General features: G+C 63.5%; 16 protein-coding genes. 7 read left to right on the top strand and 9 right to left on the bottom strand.

Annotation, left to right across the window (positions count from 1 at the left end; translation table 11 throughout):
- Positions 1-82: 82 nt before the first annotated feature.
- Positions 83-1,189, top strand: coding sequence for an AlbA family DNA-binding domain-containing protein (locus tag U1708_RS17405; RefSeq protein WP_332747297.1), 1,107 nt, complete (start codon positions 83-85; stop codon positions 1,187-1,189).
- Between the two features lie 185 nt (positions 1,190-1,374).
- On the opposite strand, the gene U1708_RS17400 is transcribed toward U1708_RS17405, so the two are convergent.
- Positions 1,375-2,322, bottom strand: a complete 948-nt coding sequence (locus U1708_RS17400; protein ID WP_332747296.1) for a DUF2971 domain-containing protein — start codon at positions 2,320-2,322, stop codon at positions 1,375-1,377.
- Positions 2,323-2,452: 130 nt separating this feature from the next.
- Between U1708_RS17400 and U1708_RS17395 the strand changes: the two genes are divergently transcribed.
- The gene (locus U1708_RS17395; RefSeq protein ID WP_332747294.1) at positions 2,453-4,117 is read left to right on the top strand and encodes a hypothetical protein; all 1,665 of its coding nucleotides are present in this window, start codon (positions 2,453-2,455) and stop codon (positions 4,115-4,117) included.
- Between the two features lie 71 nt (positions 4,118-4,188).
- On the opposite strand, the gene U1708_RS17390 is transcribed toward U1708_RS17395, so the two are convergent.
- The 5 genes from U1708_RS17390 to U1708_RS17370 all read right to left on the bottom strand — a co-directional run bounded on the left by U1708_RS17390 (position 4,189) and on the right by U1708_RS17370 (position 10,338).
- Entirely contained in the window at positions 4,189-5,295 is a 1,107-nt protein-coding gene (locus U1708_RS17390) for a hypothetical protein (RefSeq protein ID WP_254688525.1), read from the bottom strand.
- A complete protein-coding gene (locus tag U1708_RS17385) occupies positions 5,295-6,170 on the bottom strand; it encodes a hypothetical protein (RefSeq protein ID WP_254688526.1) in 876 nt (291 codons plus the stop codon). Before U1708_RS17385 ends, U1708_RS17390 begins: the two co-directional genes overlap by 1 nt.
- Positions 6,171-6,251: 81 nt before the next feature.
- Positions 6,252-8,570: an nSTAND3 domain-containing NTPase gene (locus U1708_RS17380; RefSeq protein WP_332747293.1), complete on the bottom strand. Its 2,319-nt coding sequence runs from the start codon at positions 8,568-8,570 to the stop codon at positions 6,252-6,254.
- A complete protein-coding gene (locus tag U1708_RS17375) occupies positions 8,567-9,328 on the bottom strand; it encodes a hypothetical protein (RefSeq protein ID WP_332747292.1) in 762 nt (253 codons plus the stop codon). Before U1708_RS17375 ends, U1708_RS17380 begins: the two co-directional genes overlap by 4 nt.
- Complete coding sequence (locus tag U1708_RS17370; RefSeq protein WP_254688529.1) at positions 9,325-10,338, bottom strand: hypothetical protein; 1,014 nt, start codon at positions 10,336-10,338, stop codon at positions 9,325-9,327. Before U1708_RS17370 ends, U1708_RS17375 begins: the two co-directional genes overlap by 4 nt.
- A 97-nt stretch (positions 10,339-10,435) precedes the next feature.
- On the opposite strand from U1708_RS17370, the gene U1708_RS17365 reads away from it, so the two are divergent.
- Together U1708_RS17365 and U1708_RS17360 are read left to right on the top strand one after the other, a co-directional pair.
- A complete protein-coding gene (locus U1708_RS17365) occupies positions 10,436-10,678 on the top strand; it encodes a hypothetical protein (RefSeq protein WP_254688530.1) in 243 nt (80 codons plus the stop codon).
- Positions 10,675-13,146, top strand: a complete 2,472-nt coding sequence (locus U1708_RS17360; RefSeq protein ID WP_254688531.1) for an AAA family ATPase — start codon at positions 10,675-10,677, stop codon at positions 13,144-13,146. The genes U1708_RS17365 and U1708_RS17360 overlap by 4 nt, the downstream gene beginning before the upstream one ends.
- A 242-nt stretch (positions 13,147-13,388) precedes the next feature.
- Here the strand turns inward: U1708_RS17360 and U1708_RS17355 are convergent, their stop codons facing one another.
- Together U1708_RS17355 and U1708_RS17350 are read right to left on the bottom strand one after the other, a co-directional pair.
- Entirely contained in the window at positions 13,389-14,948 is a 1,560-nt protein-coding gene (locus U1708_RS17355; RefSeq protein WP_254688532.1) for a hypothetical protein, read from the bottom strand.
- A 208-nt stretch (positions 14,949-15,156) separates the two neighbouring features.
- Positions 15,157-15,549 (bottom strand): hypothetical protein, encoded by a 393-nt coding sequence (locus tag U1708_RS17350; RefSeq protein ID WP_254688533.1) that lies wholly within the window; start codon positions 15,547-15,549, stop codon positions 15,157-15,159.
- A 352-nt stretch (positions 15,550-15,901) separates the two neighbouring features.
- Between U1708_RS17350 and U1708_RS17345 the strand changes: the two genes are divergently transcribed.
- Entirely contained in the window at positions 15,902-16,777 is an 876-nt protein-coding gene (locus U1708_RS17345; RefSeq protein WP_254688534.1) for a DUF6602 domain-containing protein, read from the top strand.
- A 445-nt stretch (positions 16,778-17,222) separates the two neighbouring features.
- On the opposite strand, the gene U1708_RS17340 is transcribed toward U1708_RS17345, so the two are convergent.
- Entirely contained in the window at positions 17,223-17,693 is a 471-nt protein-coding gene (locus tag U1708_RS17340) for a hypothetical protein (RefSeq protein WP_332747286.1), read from the bottom strand.
- Between the two features lie 708 nt (positions 17,694-18,401).
- Between U1708_RS17340 and U1708_RS17335 the strand changes: the two genes are divergently transcribed.
- Both U1708_RS17335 and U1708_RS17330 read left to right on the top strand, forming a co-directional pair.
- Positions 18,402-19,487 carry a sulfite oxidase gene (locus U1708_RS17335; RefSeq protein ID WP_254688536.1) on the top strand — a complete coding sequence of 362 codons (1,086 nt, stop codon included), beginning with the start codon at positions 18,402-18,404 and terminating at the stop codon, positions 19,485-19,487.
- Positions 19,487-19,927 carry a YidH family protein gene (locus U1708_RS17330; protein ID WP_051916165.1) on the top strand — a complete coding sequence of 147 codons (441 nt, stop codon included), beginning with the start codon at positions 19,487-19,489 and terminating at the stop codon, positions 19,925-19,927. Before U1708_RS17335 ends, U1708_RS17330 begins: the two co-directional genes overlap by 1 nt.
- Positions 19,928-20,212: the final 285 nt, after the last annotated feature.

Below are 20,212 nucleotides of genomic sequence, written 5' to 3'. Positions count from 1 at the left end.
TGCCGGCAGTAGCGAATGCGGGCGCCAACGCAGCTGCGGCGCCCTCTCGTCAAGCTGGTGGAATCGGGCAAGGAAAATGATCATGGTCACGGTCATGGACGAGCCGGGAGTACCGGCACGATTGCCGGAGACCATCGGCCCGATAACGGTCGCGGAGATCGCGGGCGGCGACCTGCAGGAGGGGCAGGGCCTCGACTTCAAGCGCGAGGTCCACGTGGACAAGCCGGAGGCCAAGGCGCGGCTGCTCGACGATGTCGTGGCATTCCTCAACCGAGGGCCGGCACGGCTCGTGATCGGAGTGGAGGAAAAGGGAGGGCGCTTCGACAGCTTCCGTCCCCAGCAGGGTGACGCTGACAAAGCAGCGCTTCGTCTGCAAACGATCATCCAGGACGGCGTGTCGCCCATTCCTGTCGACGTTCAGGTGGTACCGCTGCACTTGGAGGGCGGTTTCATCCTCGACATCCAGATCCCCCGCCATACCGGTGGGCCATTTATGAACCGACTGACGGGTAGCTACCTCATCCGGTCGGGCGCCCGTAACCTTCCGATCGAGCCGGCAATGTTGCGCAGCCGGTTCGTGGACGAGGCAAGTCTGCTGACGCGGCTCGCCGACCTGGCCGCGGCCGAAGACACCGCGCTTGCCGCCAGCGGGAAGGTTGAAACGCGTCAGGCTTTGCGGATCGCAATCCTCCCTGCCGAGCATTTCGATCATCGCCGCGCCGCGTTCGAGCAGGACGGCCCCGTCCGCCATCCCGGGCCTGTGTTTCACGAACATTCCGATCCTTGGTTCAAGGTCGCCGAGGATGGTCATGAGGTCTTCGCGCGAGATCTGCGCTCGCGCGGAATCGAGCGCTTGTTTGTGCGCGACGACTGGTTCGTTCACGCGCATGCGGCTTTCGCGATCCAGCAGTTGAGCGGAGAGGGGAGGCTTGGTCTAGGCGAATTCGAGGAGGGGACGCGGCACTACCTTGATGCCTTGGCGGACTTCTTCAAGCAGCAGGGCCTGATGGGACCGTTCGCGATCACCCTATCGCTGCAAGGGCTCGCTGGGGACGACCACTTCCATGCTTGGTTTCGTCAGCTTTCCTCGATTCGCATGCTCCGCCCGCGGTTAGTCGGCGCAATCAATGACCCGGAGTTTCTCGCCGACTTTCTTCGACGCGTCCGACGAGCTTCGTTGTATGGCTGAGAGGCTTGGCGCGGCCGATCAGGCGACCGAGTTTCCGCAGAAGGGGTACGGCGAGACCGAGGGCTCGCCGTCAGGAGAAGGCTTTCCCCCGCTGGCGGCTGAACCAATCGGCAAGCGCATCGATGCGTTCAACGCCGTCTCCAAGCTGGTGATGGGCAGGCCGCAGTGGGCGGGTTGCGCTGCCCTTACTGGGGCCGTTCGACGTCCTCGAAGGCTTCGTGGACTGAGCGGGCGCGGCGTGGATACGACGACGCCAACTCGTCGATGTCGAGTACGCGCTTCTCAAGCGTGAACCGGCCTGCCTGTTCGCGAATTTCGAAGAATCGGACCCGGCGATGGCGCGCTTCCAAAGCCTTGATCACGGCATACTTCACCGCGCTGGTGCACCGCATTCCGAAGACGATTTCCTCAAGCTCGAGTGGAGAGTCGTGAAGCCCGCGCGGCCCGATCAAGCGCCATTCCTTCTCGTAGCGCCATTCGGCCGCCTTGCGCAGCAGCACAGCCTCGTCGACCTGTGCGCGGGCGGCGCTGTCGCCGTCGAGCATCCGTCCGACGGCGCTCGCCTGCACCAACCGACTGCCGCCATAGCTGATCCTGTGGAGGTCTGGCCGGACGTCGTCGGGAATGGAATAGCCTATGCAGAGCCCGCGATGCTGGTCGCCATAGTGGCTCCACATCAGCGGACAGTGCGCCCGTTCAGCCAGGGATAGCACGCCCTTGTCGTAGCGCTGGAGCAGCTCGCTCTCGACATAATGGCCGAGAAGAAACCGTTCGGGATCGGCGATCTCGTAGTCCGGATTGGTCGCGTCGTAGCGGATGCGCTCGATCAACCGCGCGGCCTCGCGCCGGCTGTGCCGCGAGATATGCTCGATCGTCTTCGGTCCCCGGTATCGGATGGTCTTGGCGGCCGCCGACATCTCGGCTTCGGCGCGCTGCTCGACCAGACGGGTCAGCATCGATTCCAGCGTAGGCGCATTGACGTCGGTGTCGAGCGTCGGTCTGGTGTCCAGCGGGTCGTTGAATCTGCTGGGATCAGCAAAATACAGGGTATCGCCGACCAGCATCTCCAGCGTCAGGTTGCTGAAGCCGCGATATTTATAAAGCCTCGCGGGAGCTTTTGCAGTCTTCCCCATGACGTCGCTTTCCCCGATTCGGTTGGAGGCAGGTTGTTGGAACCGTGCCGCGTCGGCTCGAGGCCGCTGAAACAAACGGACGGACACAATTACTCGGGCATCCGACGCGGCCCAGCTCTATATCTTCGCCATGACCGAATCCTCGACCCTGAGCCCACGGTTCTTTGAACTCGACGATGTCCGCCCGGTGCAAGGGAGAAGCTGGATACCCTTGCGCCAGGATGGGGAGACCGAGCACGACAGTCCGTTCGTCGGCATCGGCGCGATCCGCGAATATGCGGGCATCGCGACCCTCGCGGTTCTGTCGGCCGACCGCGGCGCGGTCGACACGCTCACGTGGAGCGACGTCGATACCTCGACGCATAGCCCGAGCGTTGAAAAAGGCCTCTACCGGCAGGCGGACGTTCATTGCGACTGGAGCGATGAACGCGCGATCGTCGGGACGCGCCTCGTCGTCGCCCAGGGCAAGGATGGCTTCGAGCGTCAGACATGGCACCTGCATCAGGACCTCGCGATCGCCCTGAAGCTCGAGCGCGAGGGCGACACCTGGTTCCGCCCCGATGAGGGATGGATCGAGGTCGCCCGGCTGAAACGGGATGCGGAGGGAAGCCCCGTCCTTCTGGAAATCCGCGCCGAGATGCTGTCCGACTATCTCGCTGCCCGCGGAATGGCGCTGTATCTTTCGAGCTACCACGAGCGATCCGCTTATTTCGCGGAGAAGCCGCCGTACAGCTGGGCTGACATGCCGCGTGAATGGTCGGCCGGTCGCGATAGCCGGGAACTCTACATCACCGATGCGGACTTCCCGCCCGACCCGTCGTTTCATTTCCGGGGCCTCGGCGCCCTCTGGCGCACCGAGTGGTTCGAGCCGGGCAAGCAGAGCATCCGCGTTCGCGGCGACCCGGAGCCCGATGATGTGAGTTTCGCGGTCGGCACGGACGGCGATCGCAAGACCGCCGCGCAGTGCATCGGCGCGATGACCTATCTCGCGTTCAAGCCGACGCTGGTGCCCGCGCTGCTGCACTTCCGGAGCGGACGGCTGGGTTGGTACAGCCGCGACACGGGCGGCATCGCCGCCGCCGACACCGGCATCCATTTCGGCGTCAATGCGCTGGGTCTGGTCACGATCTTTGCGAAAGACATCGCAAAGCTCGATGGGTGGGAGCAGCGGATCTGGGCGGCTCACAGCACGCCGCTGGACGGCGGCGCGTCCCGCGAGCTGTTCGATGCCCAGATGAACTGCAAACCCGCTGCTACGGCGGCGCCCGAGGCGCAGATCGCCGGTGTTCTCGATGCGCTCGACAAGGCGTTCCAGAGCCGGTTCGGCGCTCCCGTGCTTCGCGATCATGGCGCGGTCGAGGCCATCATCAGACGGACGCATCGGTTCCGAGCGGTGGAGCAGGACGGGCTGCTCGCCCTCGCCAAGGAACTGAACCGACTGCTCACCGAGCGCATCGATCTGGACGCCTTGCGCGGGCCGGCGGGTGTCGCGGCCAAGGAGAAGCTCCGCGAGCTGAAGACCTTGGAGCGGCTTGTCGCGAAATCGCTGGGGGACGCCGCCGCGCGGGTGGCGATGGCGCCCTTGTTCGGGATCAACGACCTCCGCAACGCCGACGCGCATCTTGGATCGAGTCTCGTCGCGAGCGGGAAAGAGCGCGCCAAGGTCGCGGCGTCCGACACGCACCCGGTCGAGCAAGGCTGTCAGCTCCTTGAAGCGTTCGTCGCCACGGTGCGCGAGGTCACCGAAGCGATCGCCTCGGGCGGCGCGGCGCCGCCGGCAGCTACGGCCGGCTGATCGAAGATCGGCTTTCATGGCTGGTCCACCGCCAATTCGACGCCCGCCTCATATCGTCGCAGATCTGATCTTCAGAAGCCGAGGATCGCGGTGCGGCGCCGATGATCTTCGAGCGACACGATATAGTGAGCGAAGCCCGCACAATCGTCGAGCGATCGGCTGAGGATGTCCGTGAGCGCGTCGAGCGCGCGACGCTGACGAGCGTTCAGATTGGCGACCGCCGCCTCGATCTCCAGCAAGGGTGTGTGGCTCGCGTAGCTGAAGAGCTTGCCCAACAGGCCCACCAGGGCATCCGACAGCTGGACCCAGGGTCTGGCGCGAGAGTCGACAAACTCGAAATGCTTCAGCGGCGCCGAGCCATCCCGCAGATCGAGCGACGCGAGGTAGGTCTCAATCGTCTTCTCGATGTCGAGGATGTGCGTCGCGTTCTTAAACAGCGCCAAGCGATGGAGGTAGAAGGCGCCGAAGCCGTCGATCAGGATATTGGGGTTTTCATCCTCCAGATACGGAAGGCTGTCGAGCTTGGCAGCGATCTCCAGCAGCCCCTTCAGCATCTGGTAGTTGAAGGCGGGCAGCAGGCCCGATCGGGCCTCGACGAGATCGCGGAGCTCCGCCACAAAGGCCGAGCGCCGCGCTGGACCGACATCAGGATAGCTGTAGCGTCCGAGCATTTCAGCCGTGCCGTCGACGTCGTCGCGCAGCAGCGTGAAGAGGTCGTTCTTGAGCAACGGGGCGACCGTCATGAGCTGGACATTGCCATCCTCTGTGATGATCGAATCGACGACATCGACGAGAGACCAATAGAGCGGGTCGAGGACCTGATAGTGCGCAAGCGCGCCAGAAGCCGACAGCCAGTCCAGGAAGCGACCAACCCGGGGGGCGCCGAGCAGCGACAGGAAATCGCCTTTGCCAAGGTGCTCCAGTTTCAGTTCGACCGATGATTTCTGCAGGCCGAACGCCTGGCGTATGTCTTCGAACTCGAGCTGCGGAACGGGCCCGGTATGCACGACGCCGCCAAGCACAAAGCATTGGGGCGCGCGCACATTCAAGCCGCCGGGCGTCAGCAGCAGCCGACGGATATTGTTCGTCTCATCATAGTGGAACGTGAGGGCCCGATCGACGCCTTCCAGGCCACTGAGTGCGATCGTGGGTCCGCGGATGTCCTGCACGTCGAGCATCACGGATCCTCTTTCGTGGCGCCGTCAACGGGCGGCTCGACGTCGATATAGTCCATGTCGATCGAGAAGCGGCCGTCGGCCACCGGCTGGAAGAAGTACCACATCTCCTCGCCGGTGGTGTCGGCGAGGAAGATGTGGTCGGGGCAGTCGTCCCGACCGACCAGCTCGGCCTCTAGCGCTTGGGCGACCAGCACCTGGTTGGTCAGAGCGATGTCCGAATATTCGAGGATCAGCACGGTTACATCGCCTTCCGCCCGGCACGCCGCGAGCTTCGGCAGCTTCTTGTCGAGGGCGGTCCGGATGCGGATGCGGCGCTGGTCTTCGACGTCGTCGCCGACCGCGCGCGACAAGAACAGCGCGCCGTCGTGGCGACCACTTTCCGACCAATGGACGACGAGCGATAGCGAGAGCGGAATACCCTCGATCTCGGTCGTCCGTACACCGCGATAGCCATGCGGGCGGCGGTTTCGGTCAAGCCGCTCGGGGCATTCGCCGTGCAACGCCTCGCCGGCCTCGCGAACCCATTGCATGATACGCTCACGCAGCGCGGCGTGTGTCCGTCGCGGCTTGCCCTCGGTGGGATGGATCGGGAAGACCAGGCGGTAGGTTCCCGGCGGCGGCATCACCCCGTTCAGGCCGGCTTCGATCTCCTCAGTCAGTTCATGGAACCACTTTCCGGTCTGGATCGCCTGGGGAAACGGCTCGATGAGCGTGTGCTCGATGGCGAACCTCTGCGCACCGAGGCGCAGCCGCATCTGGACCGGAGGCCCGGAGTGATCAGTCTCTGGATAAGTGACGTCGCTGCGCTCGGCTTCGAGATCCCCCTCAAGGAGACGGATCAGCGCTTCGCAGAGCGCCTCTTCGTTATCGGCCATGGGCGTCGGAGGCGGCTTCGATAAGCGCAGTTGCGATGGACAGCGCATTGATGGGCGCTGCATCGGTTGAGGAGATCTGCATCACTTGTCGACGTCGTCGAACACCGAGCGCTTCGATGCGGCGGCCGGCGGTAAAGGCGGCTCGTCCTTCGTTTGGGTCACGATGTGGGTCCAGTCGGTGTCGTCTTTCACCTCTTCGTCCCGTTCCCGCTTGCGCTCCTCGAGCGTCTCGATCGACCTTTTGACCTGATCGCGCGCGTCGTCGATCAGAGCCGCAGCTTCGGCATCGACGCCGATCTCCTCGACGCGGTCGAGGACCCCCACCAGCTTCTTGAAGTGGCTGTCGGGCTCTTCATCCAAATCGGCGTCGGAGGTGATCTCGTCGATCCGATCTTCGATCGAGGGCAGAACGGTGGTTCGCAGCGCGAGACCCAGTCCGACGAGCTTCAGCGGCGGGATGAGGGCCAGCATCGCCTCCTCGGCGAAGAAGGACACGTCGAGCCCGTTTATCGCAGAGGATTCCAGGCTCTCGCCCGCCTCCGTGCGCAGGTCCTGCGGCAACAGCGAGAGCGAATGCGCGCGGGCGTAGGTGGCCATCCGGGGATCGTTCCCGGCAAGATCGGTCGACCAGCAATCCCGGCGGAGCACGTCGGGGAACTGCCGGACCGTTTTGGCAAACACCGCCTCGCTGGCGCGATAGGACAGGAAGTGAAAGAGCATCCAGTTGCGGTGCCACTCGTCTCGAGTCCGGCCTAGGCGGGCGACCAGCGCATCGTCGAGCGTGGACGGGATCACCAGCGCGTCCCGGATCAGGGGCGACCCTTCGCAGGTGAAACTGCTCAGGATCGTATCGATCGTCGCGCCGCGCAGGAGCGCCGCCATCATGTGCGGCTTCTGGCGCAGGATTTCCGTCAGCGCGTCGGAGATGGTCGGATGGGCGAAGGTCCACCTGGCGCCAGATAGCTTGAGGAAAGAGCCCTTCAGCTCGACGAAGCAATCCTGGATCCTGCTCTGGGCGAAGCCCGTCAGTTCGGCAACGGCCTGGGCGGCCGAAGCGTCGTAATCGGTCGGGTCGAAACCGGCCTGATGCACATAGACGAGGATCAGCGCCGCCTGCAGCGAATCGTCCAACGCATTTACGGTGTCGACGAGATGTTCGGTCGGCTCTTCCATGAACTGGACGAGCGAGGCCTCGCGCGGCGCCAAGCTCTTGGTGAAGTTCGGATCGCCAAGACGCTCGGCGATACCAGGCAAGAAATCGCGGACGGCGGCGACCGCCGCCAAGTGCGGCTTTATGCTGGAGCGCCAGCTCTGGCTCTGCTCGCCGAAGTTGACGTGGTTGTAGAGGATCTGCGCCTTCTCCTCCAAGGTCAGCTCACCAACGTCGACGACGGCGCTGCCATCGGCGAATTGCGCGAGATTGCGCTGGCCGAGCCGGCGGCGCGCCGCCTCGTAGATGTGCTTGCGTGACGTCAGCAGAAAGCGGTTGCCGTGCTTGATCGCCGCGCGAAGCTTCGAGAACGCAGATGCCCAGTCTTGGACATAGTCATCGCGCAGCACGTTCGATCCGAAGGCATCGTCGATCCAGAAGAAGCGGCCTGGATCGTTGGGATTCCAGCCGGCTTCGAAATCGCGCGGGCTGGTCAGCGCCAGGACGGTGTTGTCTGGATTCTCCGACGCGATGGTGGAGACGATGGCGCCGATCGCTGACTTGCCGCTCGAAGGGTTGCCAAGCAACAGCACCACGCCATGGTCGGAGATGGCGTTGACGGCATCGCGATGCGCCTTCGTGGGTACGTAGGTACGCAGCTTCGGGATCCAGCTGTCGAGCAGCGCGCGACTCTGCTCGCTAAGCCGCTCGTCGACGATCAAGGTGAGATCGCCAAGGCCGTAGACCTGCGGGACCAACGCGCGCAGGCGCGCGCTGCCGCGGATGACGCGGACGATATATTGCCGCCCAAGGATATGCGGCTTGCGCACGCCAAGCGCGCGCAGTCTGGCGCGCATCGCGGCGGCGACCGGCGCGTCCACGCTCATATTGGTCATGAATGCATAGGTGTCGGCCTGGCCGTTTTTCACCAGCTCCTCGACATGGCTGATCTCGCCGGTGAGGTCGGAGACCTTCAGCGCCTTGCCCGCGTCCGATGTATGCTTGCACTGGACCGTGCCGATCGGCGATGCGTTGAGGCCGCCGGGGATGAGGAAGACGGCATCCTGGCCACCGTCCTGCGCTTCGCGGAAGATCTCGACCGGGCGGCCGAGCACCACTTCGCACACCTGCGAGCAGAGATCCTGGAAAGCGCGCCAGCCGATCGTGTGCAGCGCCAGGTCGCTCCAGGGACCATGGGCGCGCCGCTCATGCGAGACCGCCGGCTCCGCTTGAACACTCTCGGCGGTCATGCGGCAGCGACGCCATAAATGCTTCGCAAGCGCGCGGTCTGGGAAGCGGCGTCGCCCGCCAGTCCGATGTCCTTGGGCTGGAAATCTCCATCGGCATCGACCTTCAGGGCGAAGGCCGCTAGGTCCGCCGCGATCGCCTCTGGCAAAGCGATCCGCTCGTCATCGGCCAAAAGCTGCAACAGCCGGAATACGTCGGCTCTATGCTTGCGGACCGTCTTCTGGTCGACCGGTTCGCCGGCCTCGCGCCGCGCGGCGAGATCGAGGTTGGCCTTGGCCTTGAACGGGATCAGCATTCGCTCATCGAGCACCGCGACGCCGTCAACCGTGCGGCCGTTCTCGATCAGGGCATTGTAATACGCGTCGTCGAGCAGAATGGCTGACAGGCTGGCGATATCCTCATCGATCGGCAGCGGCGTAAGCGCGCTGCCCTCGGAAGGCGTGATGGCGTCGGGCGCGCGCGAGAAGAGTTCGAGCATCGCCGGAAATTGAGGATCGGCAGGCTTCTGGAAGCGGTAGAATTCCCGCCCGCCGCCGCTTCGTTCGCGCTGCTGATAGCCGCCCGATTCGACGAACGCCCAGAATCGCGCGCCGAACGCGGCGTCGAGCGCCTCGACCAGAATGACCAGGTCGAGGTCCTTCGTTGCCCGGAAGTCCAGACCGACCTCCTCCATGACGATCTCGCACGCGGCTCCGCCGATCAGCACATAATGGTGTGAGAGGCCGTCGAAATGCTGCCGAAAGACGTCGAGTCCCTTCACAGACCCACCTGGCCAAGCAGGGCGTCCTTCGCGGCCGCAACGCGATCATCGGCGCCGTCTGGCAGGCTCAGCCATAGCGACAGGACGTCGACCAGCCCGGCGTCGCCTAGGAGCAGAGGGTCATAGGTCCAGGTCTCGAGTTCGATCACCGGCTCGTCCCAGGCCGGTGGACCATCAAGCTGGTAGCGCGTCGCGAGGGTTTTCCAGGCCGCCGCCGCCACGGCCCGCGTTTCGATCCGTGGCGCCGACAAGTTGGTTCGTTCGGCAAGCGCCGTCTCGCCCGACAGCGGCAGGTCGATGCCGTGCGGAGGCTGTCGCACTCGGCGGCGCTTGCGCACGGGGGAGCGCAAATGGAGACGCGCGCGAGCCCACAGAGCCTCGCGTGGAAGCGTGAAGCGAACATGGCGGAAGCGGCCGGCGGCCTCGGTCTGCGCCAGCTCGAAGGCCTCCAGTTCGGTGATCGCCCGGCCCATGCTCATCGCGCTGTAGCGAAACTGCGACGCCAGTTCGGTCGCCGTGGTCTCGGGCGCGATGCGGTCCATCAAGGCCGCCAGGAGGATCAGCTGCGCCGTCGGCGCGAGACCATCCGCCGGAGCGTCGCGCTCGCTGCGAAAATGCTCCCGCAGATCCACCGCCAGCTCCGGCGCGAACAGTTGATTGCCGGGCACGATGAAGGGGACGTGCTGGGCAATGAGGCGATGGCGGTTGTGGTTGCTCAGCCGCTCGGTCACGAGGATCACCGCGCGTCCGGGCGCCTGGCGACGCACGAGATCGCGATGCTTCGCGATCGTGGCAGGGGTATCGTCCTGAATGTCGACCGCCAGCATCAGGATGCAGGGCCGCTCGAGAATTTCGCCTTCGATCAGGACATAGCGCTGGGTCAGGAACGCTGGCAGCTTGGAGCCTGATATGGGTCCGTTGATGACCAGCGGCGCCTGCAGCACCGTCTCGACATAGGCCCCCGTCGCCGCGAGCAGGGTCAGATGCCGGTCTGTCGAGGTCGCTAACATCGTGCTGCACACTAACTCTAATTCTGTTATTGTGCAATCACGCGTTAGTATCGTTGGTCGCGCGAGTCGGCCGCATCGCGCGCGGGGGAGGACAAAAATGCCCAAGCAGACAATTGCCTTCGAGATCGATGACAATCTGACGGCCGACCAGACGCTCGCCGCCTTCGCTGAAGCGATGAAGCAGGCGGATGCACCCTTGGCCGACATTCTCGCCCCCGTGCTTTCCGACCTGAGCCTGGACGTCGCGATCGATCAGGACCAGCTCCTTGACGCGCTCTACGCGGCGATAGCCCCAGCCAGCGCCGGCGCGTCTGAGGCCCACGAGGGCGAGGGACAATGAGCGGCTGGTATCTGAAGGAACTCTCGATCGAGGGCTTTCGCGGCGTCAACAATGAGGGCGCGCCACTCGTCCTGAAGTTCCGGCCTGATCAGATCAACTCGATCTCGGCGCCCAACGGCGTCGGTAAGACCTCAATATTCGACGCCGTGGTTTATGCCATTACCGGGCGCATCGCGAAGCTCGACGACCTGCCCGCGAGCGAAAAGGGCGCGTCCTATTATCTCAACCGTTTCCATAGCGGGGGCGTCGGGCGGATCGCCCTGACCTTGCTTCCCGCCGCACTGGGCGACGCCGTCACGGTTACGGTGGAACGCGACGCGGCCGGCGGCCGAACCGTGTCAGCGACCGGCGGCGCCGATGGCGCCGCGATCCTCGAGGATCTGAACCGGGAGTTTGTGCTGCTCGACGGCCGGACATTCCAGGATTTCATCGACCTCACACCGCAGAAGCGCGGCCGGTCTTTCGCCGGCCTGCTCGGCCTCAAGCGTTATTCGGCGCTGCGCCAGGCGCTCGCCGCGCTGTCGCACGCCAAGGCCTTCAACAATCATTTTGCGGTCAGCGCCAAGGAGACGACCCGCAACAGCGCCACCGTAAGCGGCCAGCGCGCGCAAGCAGCGATCAAGGAAGCCTATCTGGCGCTGGTCGGCGATGCGTTTGATCCGGCCGAGCCGGAGGCCACCTTCCTGGCGAAAGCCCATTCCGCCCTGCATGGCATCGAAATACTGCGGCCGCTTTGCGAGGGCCGCGCGTTTGAGGCGATTGACCCCGCCGCCTGCGTCAACGCAGCGAAAGCCGCCGAGGGCGGCGAAAAGCGCGAAGAACTGGCCAAGCTGCTGCGCCAGCACACGGCATGGTCGGACGCCGTCAACACCGCGCCGAGCGCGATCGACGCCGAGGCGCTGATCTCCCTCGCCGAGGCCCGCGACGCGGCCTTGCGGCAGACCCAAGGCGACGTCTTTCGCCAGCTCTATGGGTTGAGTGAGACCATCCTTAGCGACCCGGCCTGGGAGGACTCCGCGCTGTGCCCGACATGCGATCGGGCCGGCGACGCCTCGTTGCTGGACCATGTGCGCTCTAAGCTCGCGGCATTCGATACGGTGGAGCAGACGTCGAAGGCGGTGTCGGACGCTTGGTCGACCAACGGGTGGAACCAGCTCGATGCGCTGGAGAATCTTGCCCGCCTGCCCGACGAACCTGCGGCGCTCGCGCTCGCCCGGACCAGCGGCGTCGAGGGACGCCTGAGCGCAGAGACCGCGCGGGCCCTGACGAAATGGGTCGAGCTGCTCGTCGCCCGCGCCAACGCCAAGGTCGAGGCGCTCGGCCAGGCCAGGGAGGCGCTCGAGCGTTCGCTGCCCGAGAAGCTGACCGCCGTGGTGGAGAAGGCCGAAGCCGCGCGACGGCTGCAGACAAACCTTCGCGACCTGCGCACGGCGAACAATGATCTCGCAGCCGTCAGCGCCGAGCTGGCCCGCATCGCCCGGGTGAAAGCCTTCCTCGACACGGCGTGCGGCGCTTTCGCTACGGCGGAGTCCAATGCGGGGGCCAGGCGTCTGGCGGCGATCGAGCCCGCCACGCGCAGCATCTTCGCCGCCATCATGTTCAGCGACGTCGTTCCGGCGCTAAAGAAACGGGCGGGCAGCGAGGACCTCTCGATCTCGCTGGCCAATTTCTGGTCGCTGACCGACGTCTCGGCCCAGGCGGTGCTGTCCGAAAGCTACCGCAACGCCTTCGCGATCAGCGTCTACCTGGCCGCCGCGTCGCTTTACGGTGGCGGCGCCAAATTCCTGATCCTCGACGACGTCACTTCGAGCTTCGACTCCGGGCATCAGTTCCACCTGATGAACGTGATTAAATCCCAATTTGCTCGGCCAGGCGTCGCCGCCGGCCCGCAGGTGATCCTGCTCAGCCACGACACAGCGCTGGAAAAGCTGTTCAACACTCATTCCAACGGCGACGGCTGGTGGCATCAGTGCATCCAGGGCACCGCGCGCACGTCGGTGCTGCCGCAGTCAGGTGCGATACACAAAATCCGCGATGCAACGATCGGCTTTCTCGACACAGGCAACACGACCGACGCCGCGCCCCGGGTTCGGCAATATCTTGAGTTCAAGCTCGAAGAGGTCATCGCCAAGGTGAACATCCCCGTACCGATCGGCCTCGCCTTCAACGATGAGAAGCACATGGCCAAGAACATGATCGACGCGATTAACAGCGCTGTCGCGCTGCACCGCGCCGCCAACCAGCTGGTCCTCAATCCCGCCCAAGTCGCCGGCCTCAGCACGGCCGTTGCGACCATCGTGTCAAACTATCTGTCCCACTGGTCGACCGGGCAGACCCAAGCCTTCACAGCTCCAGCGCTCCGCGGTGTTATGCAGGCGATCGATGATTTTGCAGGCTGTTTTCAGTTTGAGCATCCGTCGGGATCGGCCCAGCAGAGATATTATCGCTCGCTGAGCCAACGCCTGTGAGGTGAGCAGGGGTGGGGCTGCTCGACATCTTTTACAGATCGTCGAGGACCGCTTGTGCGTGGGGCGAGCCGCGGACATTGGCTGCCGGGTACATGACGCCTCGCGCACAGGTTAACACGGTGGCATGACCAAGTGCTGTCCTTCGCCCACATGAATGGGCGTCCGCTTCCGGGGAGCGCCGGTCTGACAATAGGTGACCGGGTTTGGGTCAGAAAGGGCAGCTTGTCGTAACCAGGCGCGGATTAGTCGCTGCCCAGCGTCATGATGCCGTGCGCGCCCACCTTCTCCATAATCCGTTTGGCGAACTCGGTCACCGCGTCCTCCGCCTCCCCGAGTTCCTCGACCGTAGCCACACTGCGGTCTCGCTGAGTGTACTCTGCACCACCGCTTCCGTTCGTCATTACAAGACGCTCTCCAACCGCCACGTGCGAGCCGGCGAGCTCCACAGACATCACCCGGATCAGGACGAGTTCGGTAGCTTCCGCCGACTCCGACCCGGCGATCGGGAAGTTGAGCTTCTCAAGCAGGTCACCCTTCCAGAAGCGATGGACGGCGTCCACCTCTTCACCAGCGGCAGCGAGTTCCTTCTGGGTGAAATCCCGCACTCGTGCGCCGGCTTCACCCCAGAGATCCTCGATCCGGGTTAACAGGCTCAGCAATTCGGACCCGGTCGACGAATGCTTGTCCTCGACCGCCTTCGACAGCGGGACCTCGAACCTCGCACCTGTTTTCCGCTCACGGATTTCGAATTTTGTCGGACCGGCGTTCACGAGCCGGACGAGCTTGAACAACGTCCGCCAGTCTGCGAGCGGAAGGCGACTCGCCTCGAGGCGCTCGCCGCCAATGTTCAGGGCTATGCGCCCGCTGCCGCGCACATCCAACTCGAAGGTGGGCGTGGTGAACAGGAGCCTCTCTTCGGCCTTGGGCACGTTTGGAAGCGGGAGCGTGGAGAATGTCCCGTCGAAGCCGACGGTCTCGCCGCCCTCGCCCCGCACTACGATCGAGCAGTCACCCTTGGGGATCGGCTTGAACGTGGCCATCAGCCGTCCGCCCGGCCCGGCCTCCCAGGTATGGCCCGAGGGAATCTCGTTGCCAAAGCGGCGATCCACCGCATTTGTCCCGCGCACCTCGATTGGCCGGCGACCCATGAGCGCGTCATGGAGGTGGTCGGGGTCTTCCGCGGTCAGGGCTACCTGCACGCTGTAGCGCGGCCCGTCGTACCCGAGGTTGGCCAGCGCCGCGCGCTTCGCGTCGCGGTAGCCGTCAGGATCGTTTCCGATCGCCGCGCGCAGCGCGGCCAGCAGCTCCTTGCCAGTCGCAAACGGGGTGCCGCTATCGATTCGGAACGTGATCTCCTGCTCGTTCAGCGACTTCTTCTTCAGGCCCGCGCCCGCAGCACGCAGCCTTTCTAAGACGCGGGAGAGGTCGGCCCCGATCACGTGGATCAGGCTCGCGGACACGATCTGAACGTCATCCGCGCCATCCTCGGCCTCGAACGCAACCACGAAAGCCGGATCCTCGGGCTTCGCGAGCCTCTCTGCGGCCGAGAGCGTCAGCGAAACGCGACCGCCATCGCGTTTCCATACCGTCTTCACCTGGACCCGGCAGAGCGGGAACAGGCGGCGCTTGTCCAGCGCGGGGCCTTGCTCGTCCGGCGCCCGCTCCACGACGTAATCCCAGCCCATCTTGTCGCGGCCTGACTTGTTGGCGATGAGCCCGGCAGCGGCGCACCGTCGTTCAAACTCCGCCTCGCCAACGGCACCCAGGTCATCAGCGCCAATGGATCGATCTGCCATGATCATGTCATTCCATCTATCGCCAAGCCAACGCGTGACGCGCACCTAGAGATCGTTCGATCGGTCAGGTACTGGCTTCAACCTTGTCCTTGAACCTTTACCGACAGACGGTCGTGAACGCGCATTGGGGGTCGGAGCCAGTGATATCGTGGAGATGAACAAGCGTCCGCAGTTGGGAGGCAGGAAAGGGCGCCTGAACGTCCGCCATTGGGTCTCAGCTGGCGGCTTCCATGGTGGCGATGCGCAGGAATTCGTGCCTTGCGATCTCCCTGTCGTCGTTTGCGAGGCGTCCGAACCTGCACCCTAAGTTGTCTGGGCTCAGGATGAAAGCATTCGAAATGCCAAACTGCGAGCGCGGCTCACGCAGTTTGTTTTGAGCATCAGCGAAGAGCCCGATCCGCCGCGGGCCGTCCCAACCCTCGGCGGGTTTCTCGCCATTGGTGGTGTATATCGGCGCCGCGATCACGCCGCCGTCCGCCCAGACCACGACGGCGGGGCGGGACTTCCTCTCGCGGAATTGCTCGTTTGTAAAGAATCTCACGACCGAGCCCCTTACGGCGATGATGTCGCCGACCTTCAGTTCGTCTAGCCCGCACGCCTCGCTCATGCTCACAGAGTACCACGAGGGGCGCGAGCGGTCACCTCTCCAGCCGCACAGCTGCGAGGGCAACCGCCATGAGAAGGACGTCGTACCGCCGCAGCCGCGTAAAGCATCGCCGTAGCGGTCTTCAAAGCGGCGAGGACAGAATGGCGCTCTCCCGGCCGGTCTGTGGATGGAGATATTGATGCTTGAGCGAAGTCGTAGGACTCCTTTCATGAGGCGGGAGCCCGGCATTAGAGGCCAGACGCGTTGCGCTGTTGCGACGCATGATGGCACTGTGCTTCATGGCGGTGCTCGCAAACGCAGGGTGCCGGACCGCGAGTCACTCGGTGAATCGAGTCGGCAGACAAGGAACCATATGGACGGCCGGCGCCTGCAAGATTTCTGGAATCAAGAAGTTACGGCGCTTCTCGCGGTTTATCGGCAGTTCGAAACCTTGTTGCCGAACCCGGTCACGCAAGGCGCTCATCATCGCGGTGAGGACGGCCGATATGTCGAAGCCCTAATCCGCAGCTATCTTCAAAAATATTTACCAAAAGATTTGGAGGTCCTGACCGGATTCATTCTGCGACCAGCAGTCAAGACCGGCGGCAACGATCGGTCCAGATCAGGCGAGCAGGACGCTCATTCTACACAGCTCGACATCATCGTATACGATACCGGAACCTACCCGGTCTTCCAGCGCGTCGCCGAAACAGTCATCGTCCCGCCGGAGGGGGTCATCGCCATACTGTCGGTGAAGAAAGTTCTACGTGATGCCGACATATCATCGGAATGCGAGGCGCTAAAGGATGCGTCCCTGATATGCCGATGCGATCGCTCCAACATGGCGGAGCGGCGTCGCGGGCCTTTCCTCGCGCTCGTAAGCGCTAATTCGCAACTCGCAGATACGGTAACGCCCAAGCAGAACCGGATCTTCGAAAAGCTGCAAGAACTGTACGGCAAGGGCACGACCTTTGACGATATGGTCGGTTTTGTCGGCGACCTCTCAGGCTGGCACGTCTTTAAGGCCAGGCCTTCAGCAAAGCCGAACGAGACGAACAAGCGCTCGAGATACCTGTATCTCGAGCTGACAGAAGCGGAACTGCATCACGGTTTTCAGTTTCTTCTGACAGGAATCCTCTCCGTCTATTACGACGAGACCAGACGCAATGTCAGAAGACCTGGTTACACGGCTTTCCCCAAGACACCGGCCAAACCGATCGGCTCTATCCCTTTCACAACGCTCCGCTGACCGGACGCGCGCGGTAGTTTAAGGTCTCAACGCCTGGCTACATACGGAAATGCCGGGCTGGAAAGGAAATGGGCCGCTCCGTTTCCAGAGCGACCCAAAACTCGGTTTTTTCCGCTATCAGCCGTCAGGAGTGACCGAAAACACATTTGGGCTATGTCGTTTGCCGAAAATACCGGCAGCCGAGCGGAAACTGGGAACGCGGTCGGGCGAGTACAAGAGCCTCGCGCACTAATCGAAGGTATCCTGCCACGTCGTTAGCGAACGACGCCATCGGGAACGCTTCCAGCCACAGAGGGCAGCGACCGCTCAACGCGAAGGGTGCGCTCGATGGGGGCGAATTGACCGCTTCAAACCGTGAGTACCCGAGCTTGACGACTCCTTCCTGCGACCGCTTCGCCAGGGCCTCGCGGGACGCATGATAAACGTCGTCGCTCCTTGACGACCTTCAGGGGTCGAGCTCGTAATACGCCTTCGTAGCGTTGAAGCCTCTGAAGCGACGATGATAACCATGCTTCGCGAAGTACCTAAGAGTTCTCATGAAGCGGCTCGTGTTGCGCGCCTGCTTCGGCAGTGCTGGTTTGCCCAGCCTGATATGACGCAAATGGGTGATGGCCCGGTGATACTCTGCCCTCTTATGGTCATCGAAGGTAACATAGATGGTATCGCCGATCAGTTCCCAAAACACTGCAATGCTTCTCGACTTGGCGTATTTTGCATGGCGAAGTCCGTTGCCATTACGCCGCAGCATCTGACCACCCGACGGTATGATATCGAAGCCTTCGTCTTGTACTCGCTTTGCAATCCCGGGATGGCGCTTGAAGATATCTGCCTTGCTGATGTCGCCGCCACTTTTTGCCGAAACGTCCTCTATAATAGCCCTCAGAACGTCAAAGTGCTTTGGGTTCTGGAGTTGCATGTTTTCGTACCATCGATCCGCATAAGCTCGATTGCAAAAGGTAATCTTCACCTCAGGCATAGGCCCTCTATCGCTGACATGGGTTCAGGCAGAAAGAGCATGATGCCATTTAGCTGTATAATTGCCGAGGCATAGGAGACCACGATCAGTGACTTATCCTACGCGGCAAGTTGCTCGAACGAACGGCCGCTTAGGTCCTTCGAATGCTCCAAAACGAAGAGGCCGCTCTCCACCAGAGTGCTCATTCTGCGCCAATCATCCGCTGAGCTGCTTACGACCGCTTTCGACCAACTCACGCCGTTCCTCAGCAAAGGGGTAAATGGCGGCTTCTCTCAAAACCTGCCGCTCACCCTACGCGAACACGATGTGCGGCTTCGTGACCCCTCCCAGCCATCCCCCTATTGAGTGAGAGGCGATTGACCTGCCATGTCGAAAAACACCCGTTTGTCGCGCATCTGCGATGGCGACAGGGTTTTCCGTCATCCCTAGTACCTAGCGACGACTTTTGGGACAAAGCCGTCGTAGCAAGTCCAGCCACATCGCGACGATCTACGGGAAAGGCTGTCTGGCGCTCGGCGCCTTCGCGCGACGGCATAGTGATCGCTCCACCGCCGTCTAGAAAGGGATAAGCTATCGAAAGAGTCTGGGTGACATCGCCTAGCAAAACGATCGATTTCGCTATTGATTTCATCATGGTAGGCCGCTTGCATGACCGCATCCGATCGCGCCGAACAGAATCTGATCCTCCGCTGTCCGGAGCCGCTCAATGCGGAAACGCCCCCGGATAACCTGATCACGTCCTTCCTGACGCCGCAGGCGAACTTCTACATCCGCAGCCACGGACCTACGCCGGAACTGGCCGACGATCATCGTATAGCGCTGGACGGCTTAGTCGACCGCCCGCGCTCCTACACGGTTGCCGAACTTCAAACGGCATTTGCGACCCGGACAGTGACCGCGACCATGCAGTGCGCCGGCAATCGTCGGGCACATCTTCAAGACGTGGAAAAGACTTCGGGCGATCCCTGGGACGTGGGCGCGATCGGCAATGCGGCGTGGACCGGCGTCGCACTGTGCGACGTGCTCGCCGCAGCCGGCATCCAGGACGGCGCGTCGTTCGTCGGCACTACGGGGGCCGACAACGTGGATGTCGATGGTGAGACAGCACCGTTCGGTGCCTCGATCTCGATCGCCAAGGCGCTAGAGCCCGACGTGCTGATCGTCTGGGCCATGAATGGCGAGGCGCTGGCCCCCGAACATGGCGCACCGCTGCGGCTCGTCGTGCCGGGTTATGCGGGCGTTCGTAGCGCCAAGTGGCTGACGCGCATCGAGGTGCGCGATCGCCCGTCCGATGCGCCGATCCAGGCCAAGGACTACAAGCTCTTTCCGGCATCGGTAGCGAAGGAGTACGCGGACTGGGATCGGGGTCTGACTATCGAGGAGATGCCGCTCAATGCTGCGATCTGCGCGCCGGTGGACGGCGCGCATGTCAGCGCCGGCGCGTGCGAAATCGCGGGTTATGCGGTCGCCTTCGGCCGAGCGGTCTCGCGCGTCGAGGTCTCCGTCAATGGCGGCACCGACTGGCTGCAGGCGGAACTGACTGCAAAACCCGATGCGCCTTGGAGCTGGACGCAGTGGCACGTCACGGTCGATCTGTCTCCCGGACTCCACGTCCTGATCGTGCGCGCCGTTGACGGTGCCGGGCAGATGCAGCCCGAACGGCCCGAGGCGATCTGGAACTTCGCCGGCTATCTCTCGACTGCCTGGCATCGCATCGCCGTTACCGCTGGCTGATGGACGCGCCGCACGACGCCGATCGGGCCCATGCGAAGCTGGCGGAGAGCGCGAGCAAGCTGAAGGACAGCGCAGTCCAGCAGGTGGACAGCGCCGACCGTCGCACAGAGCTTGCCGCGGACCGCACAATCCTCGCCGGCGAACGCACCTATGCTGCCTGGGTACGTACCGGACTGGCGGCGCTCGCTTCCGGTATCGGCGCGCGCGCGCTGCTCAAGGACGTCGTGTTCCCGTGGCTGGCGACGGCGACCGGGACCATGCTGATCTTGTTCAGCGCCTTTTGCTTCGCCGCTGCGGTGTGGCGAGAGATGGGCGCAGGCGCCCCGCCGCCACGACCGGACATCAAGCGCCTGCCAGCGACGTTGCTCCTAGTGATGAACGGGTTTCTCATGCTCGTGTCACTGGCCGCGCTCGTCGGCATCTGGACGGCACGCTCGTAGCAGCCATCCCTAGGTTTGCTGCGAGCCGATCAGACCCCGCAGCGCATCCGCGGCTTTCGTGCGGTATCACCCCCTTGTGACGAAGCCCAAAAACGACGTGGGCCAAAGCCGATCGGTCCCGCATGCAGCGTACCCGGGGTCGGTACATAATAACGGGCTTAGATAGACTGACGTGCTCCCCAAAGCTCTACCGGTCATAGCTGGAGTCCGGGGTTGGTATGGTGCCCCTCGGGGCGGTGTTGCACAACCCGCCTGGCAGCATCGGCGGGCGTCAGCCCGCCAACA

Origin of the sequence: Sphingomonas arabinosi (assembly GCF_036663715.1) — a bacterium.
GTDB lineage: Bacteria > Pseudomonadota > Alphaproteobacteria > Sphingomonadales > Sphingomonadaceae > Sphingomonas.
The sequence above is the reverse complement of the archived record's forward strand: the minus strand, read 5'-3'. Positions and strand labels throughout refer to the sequence as shown.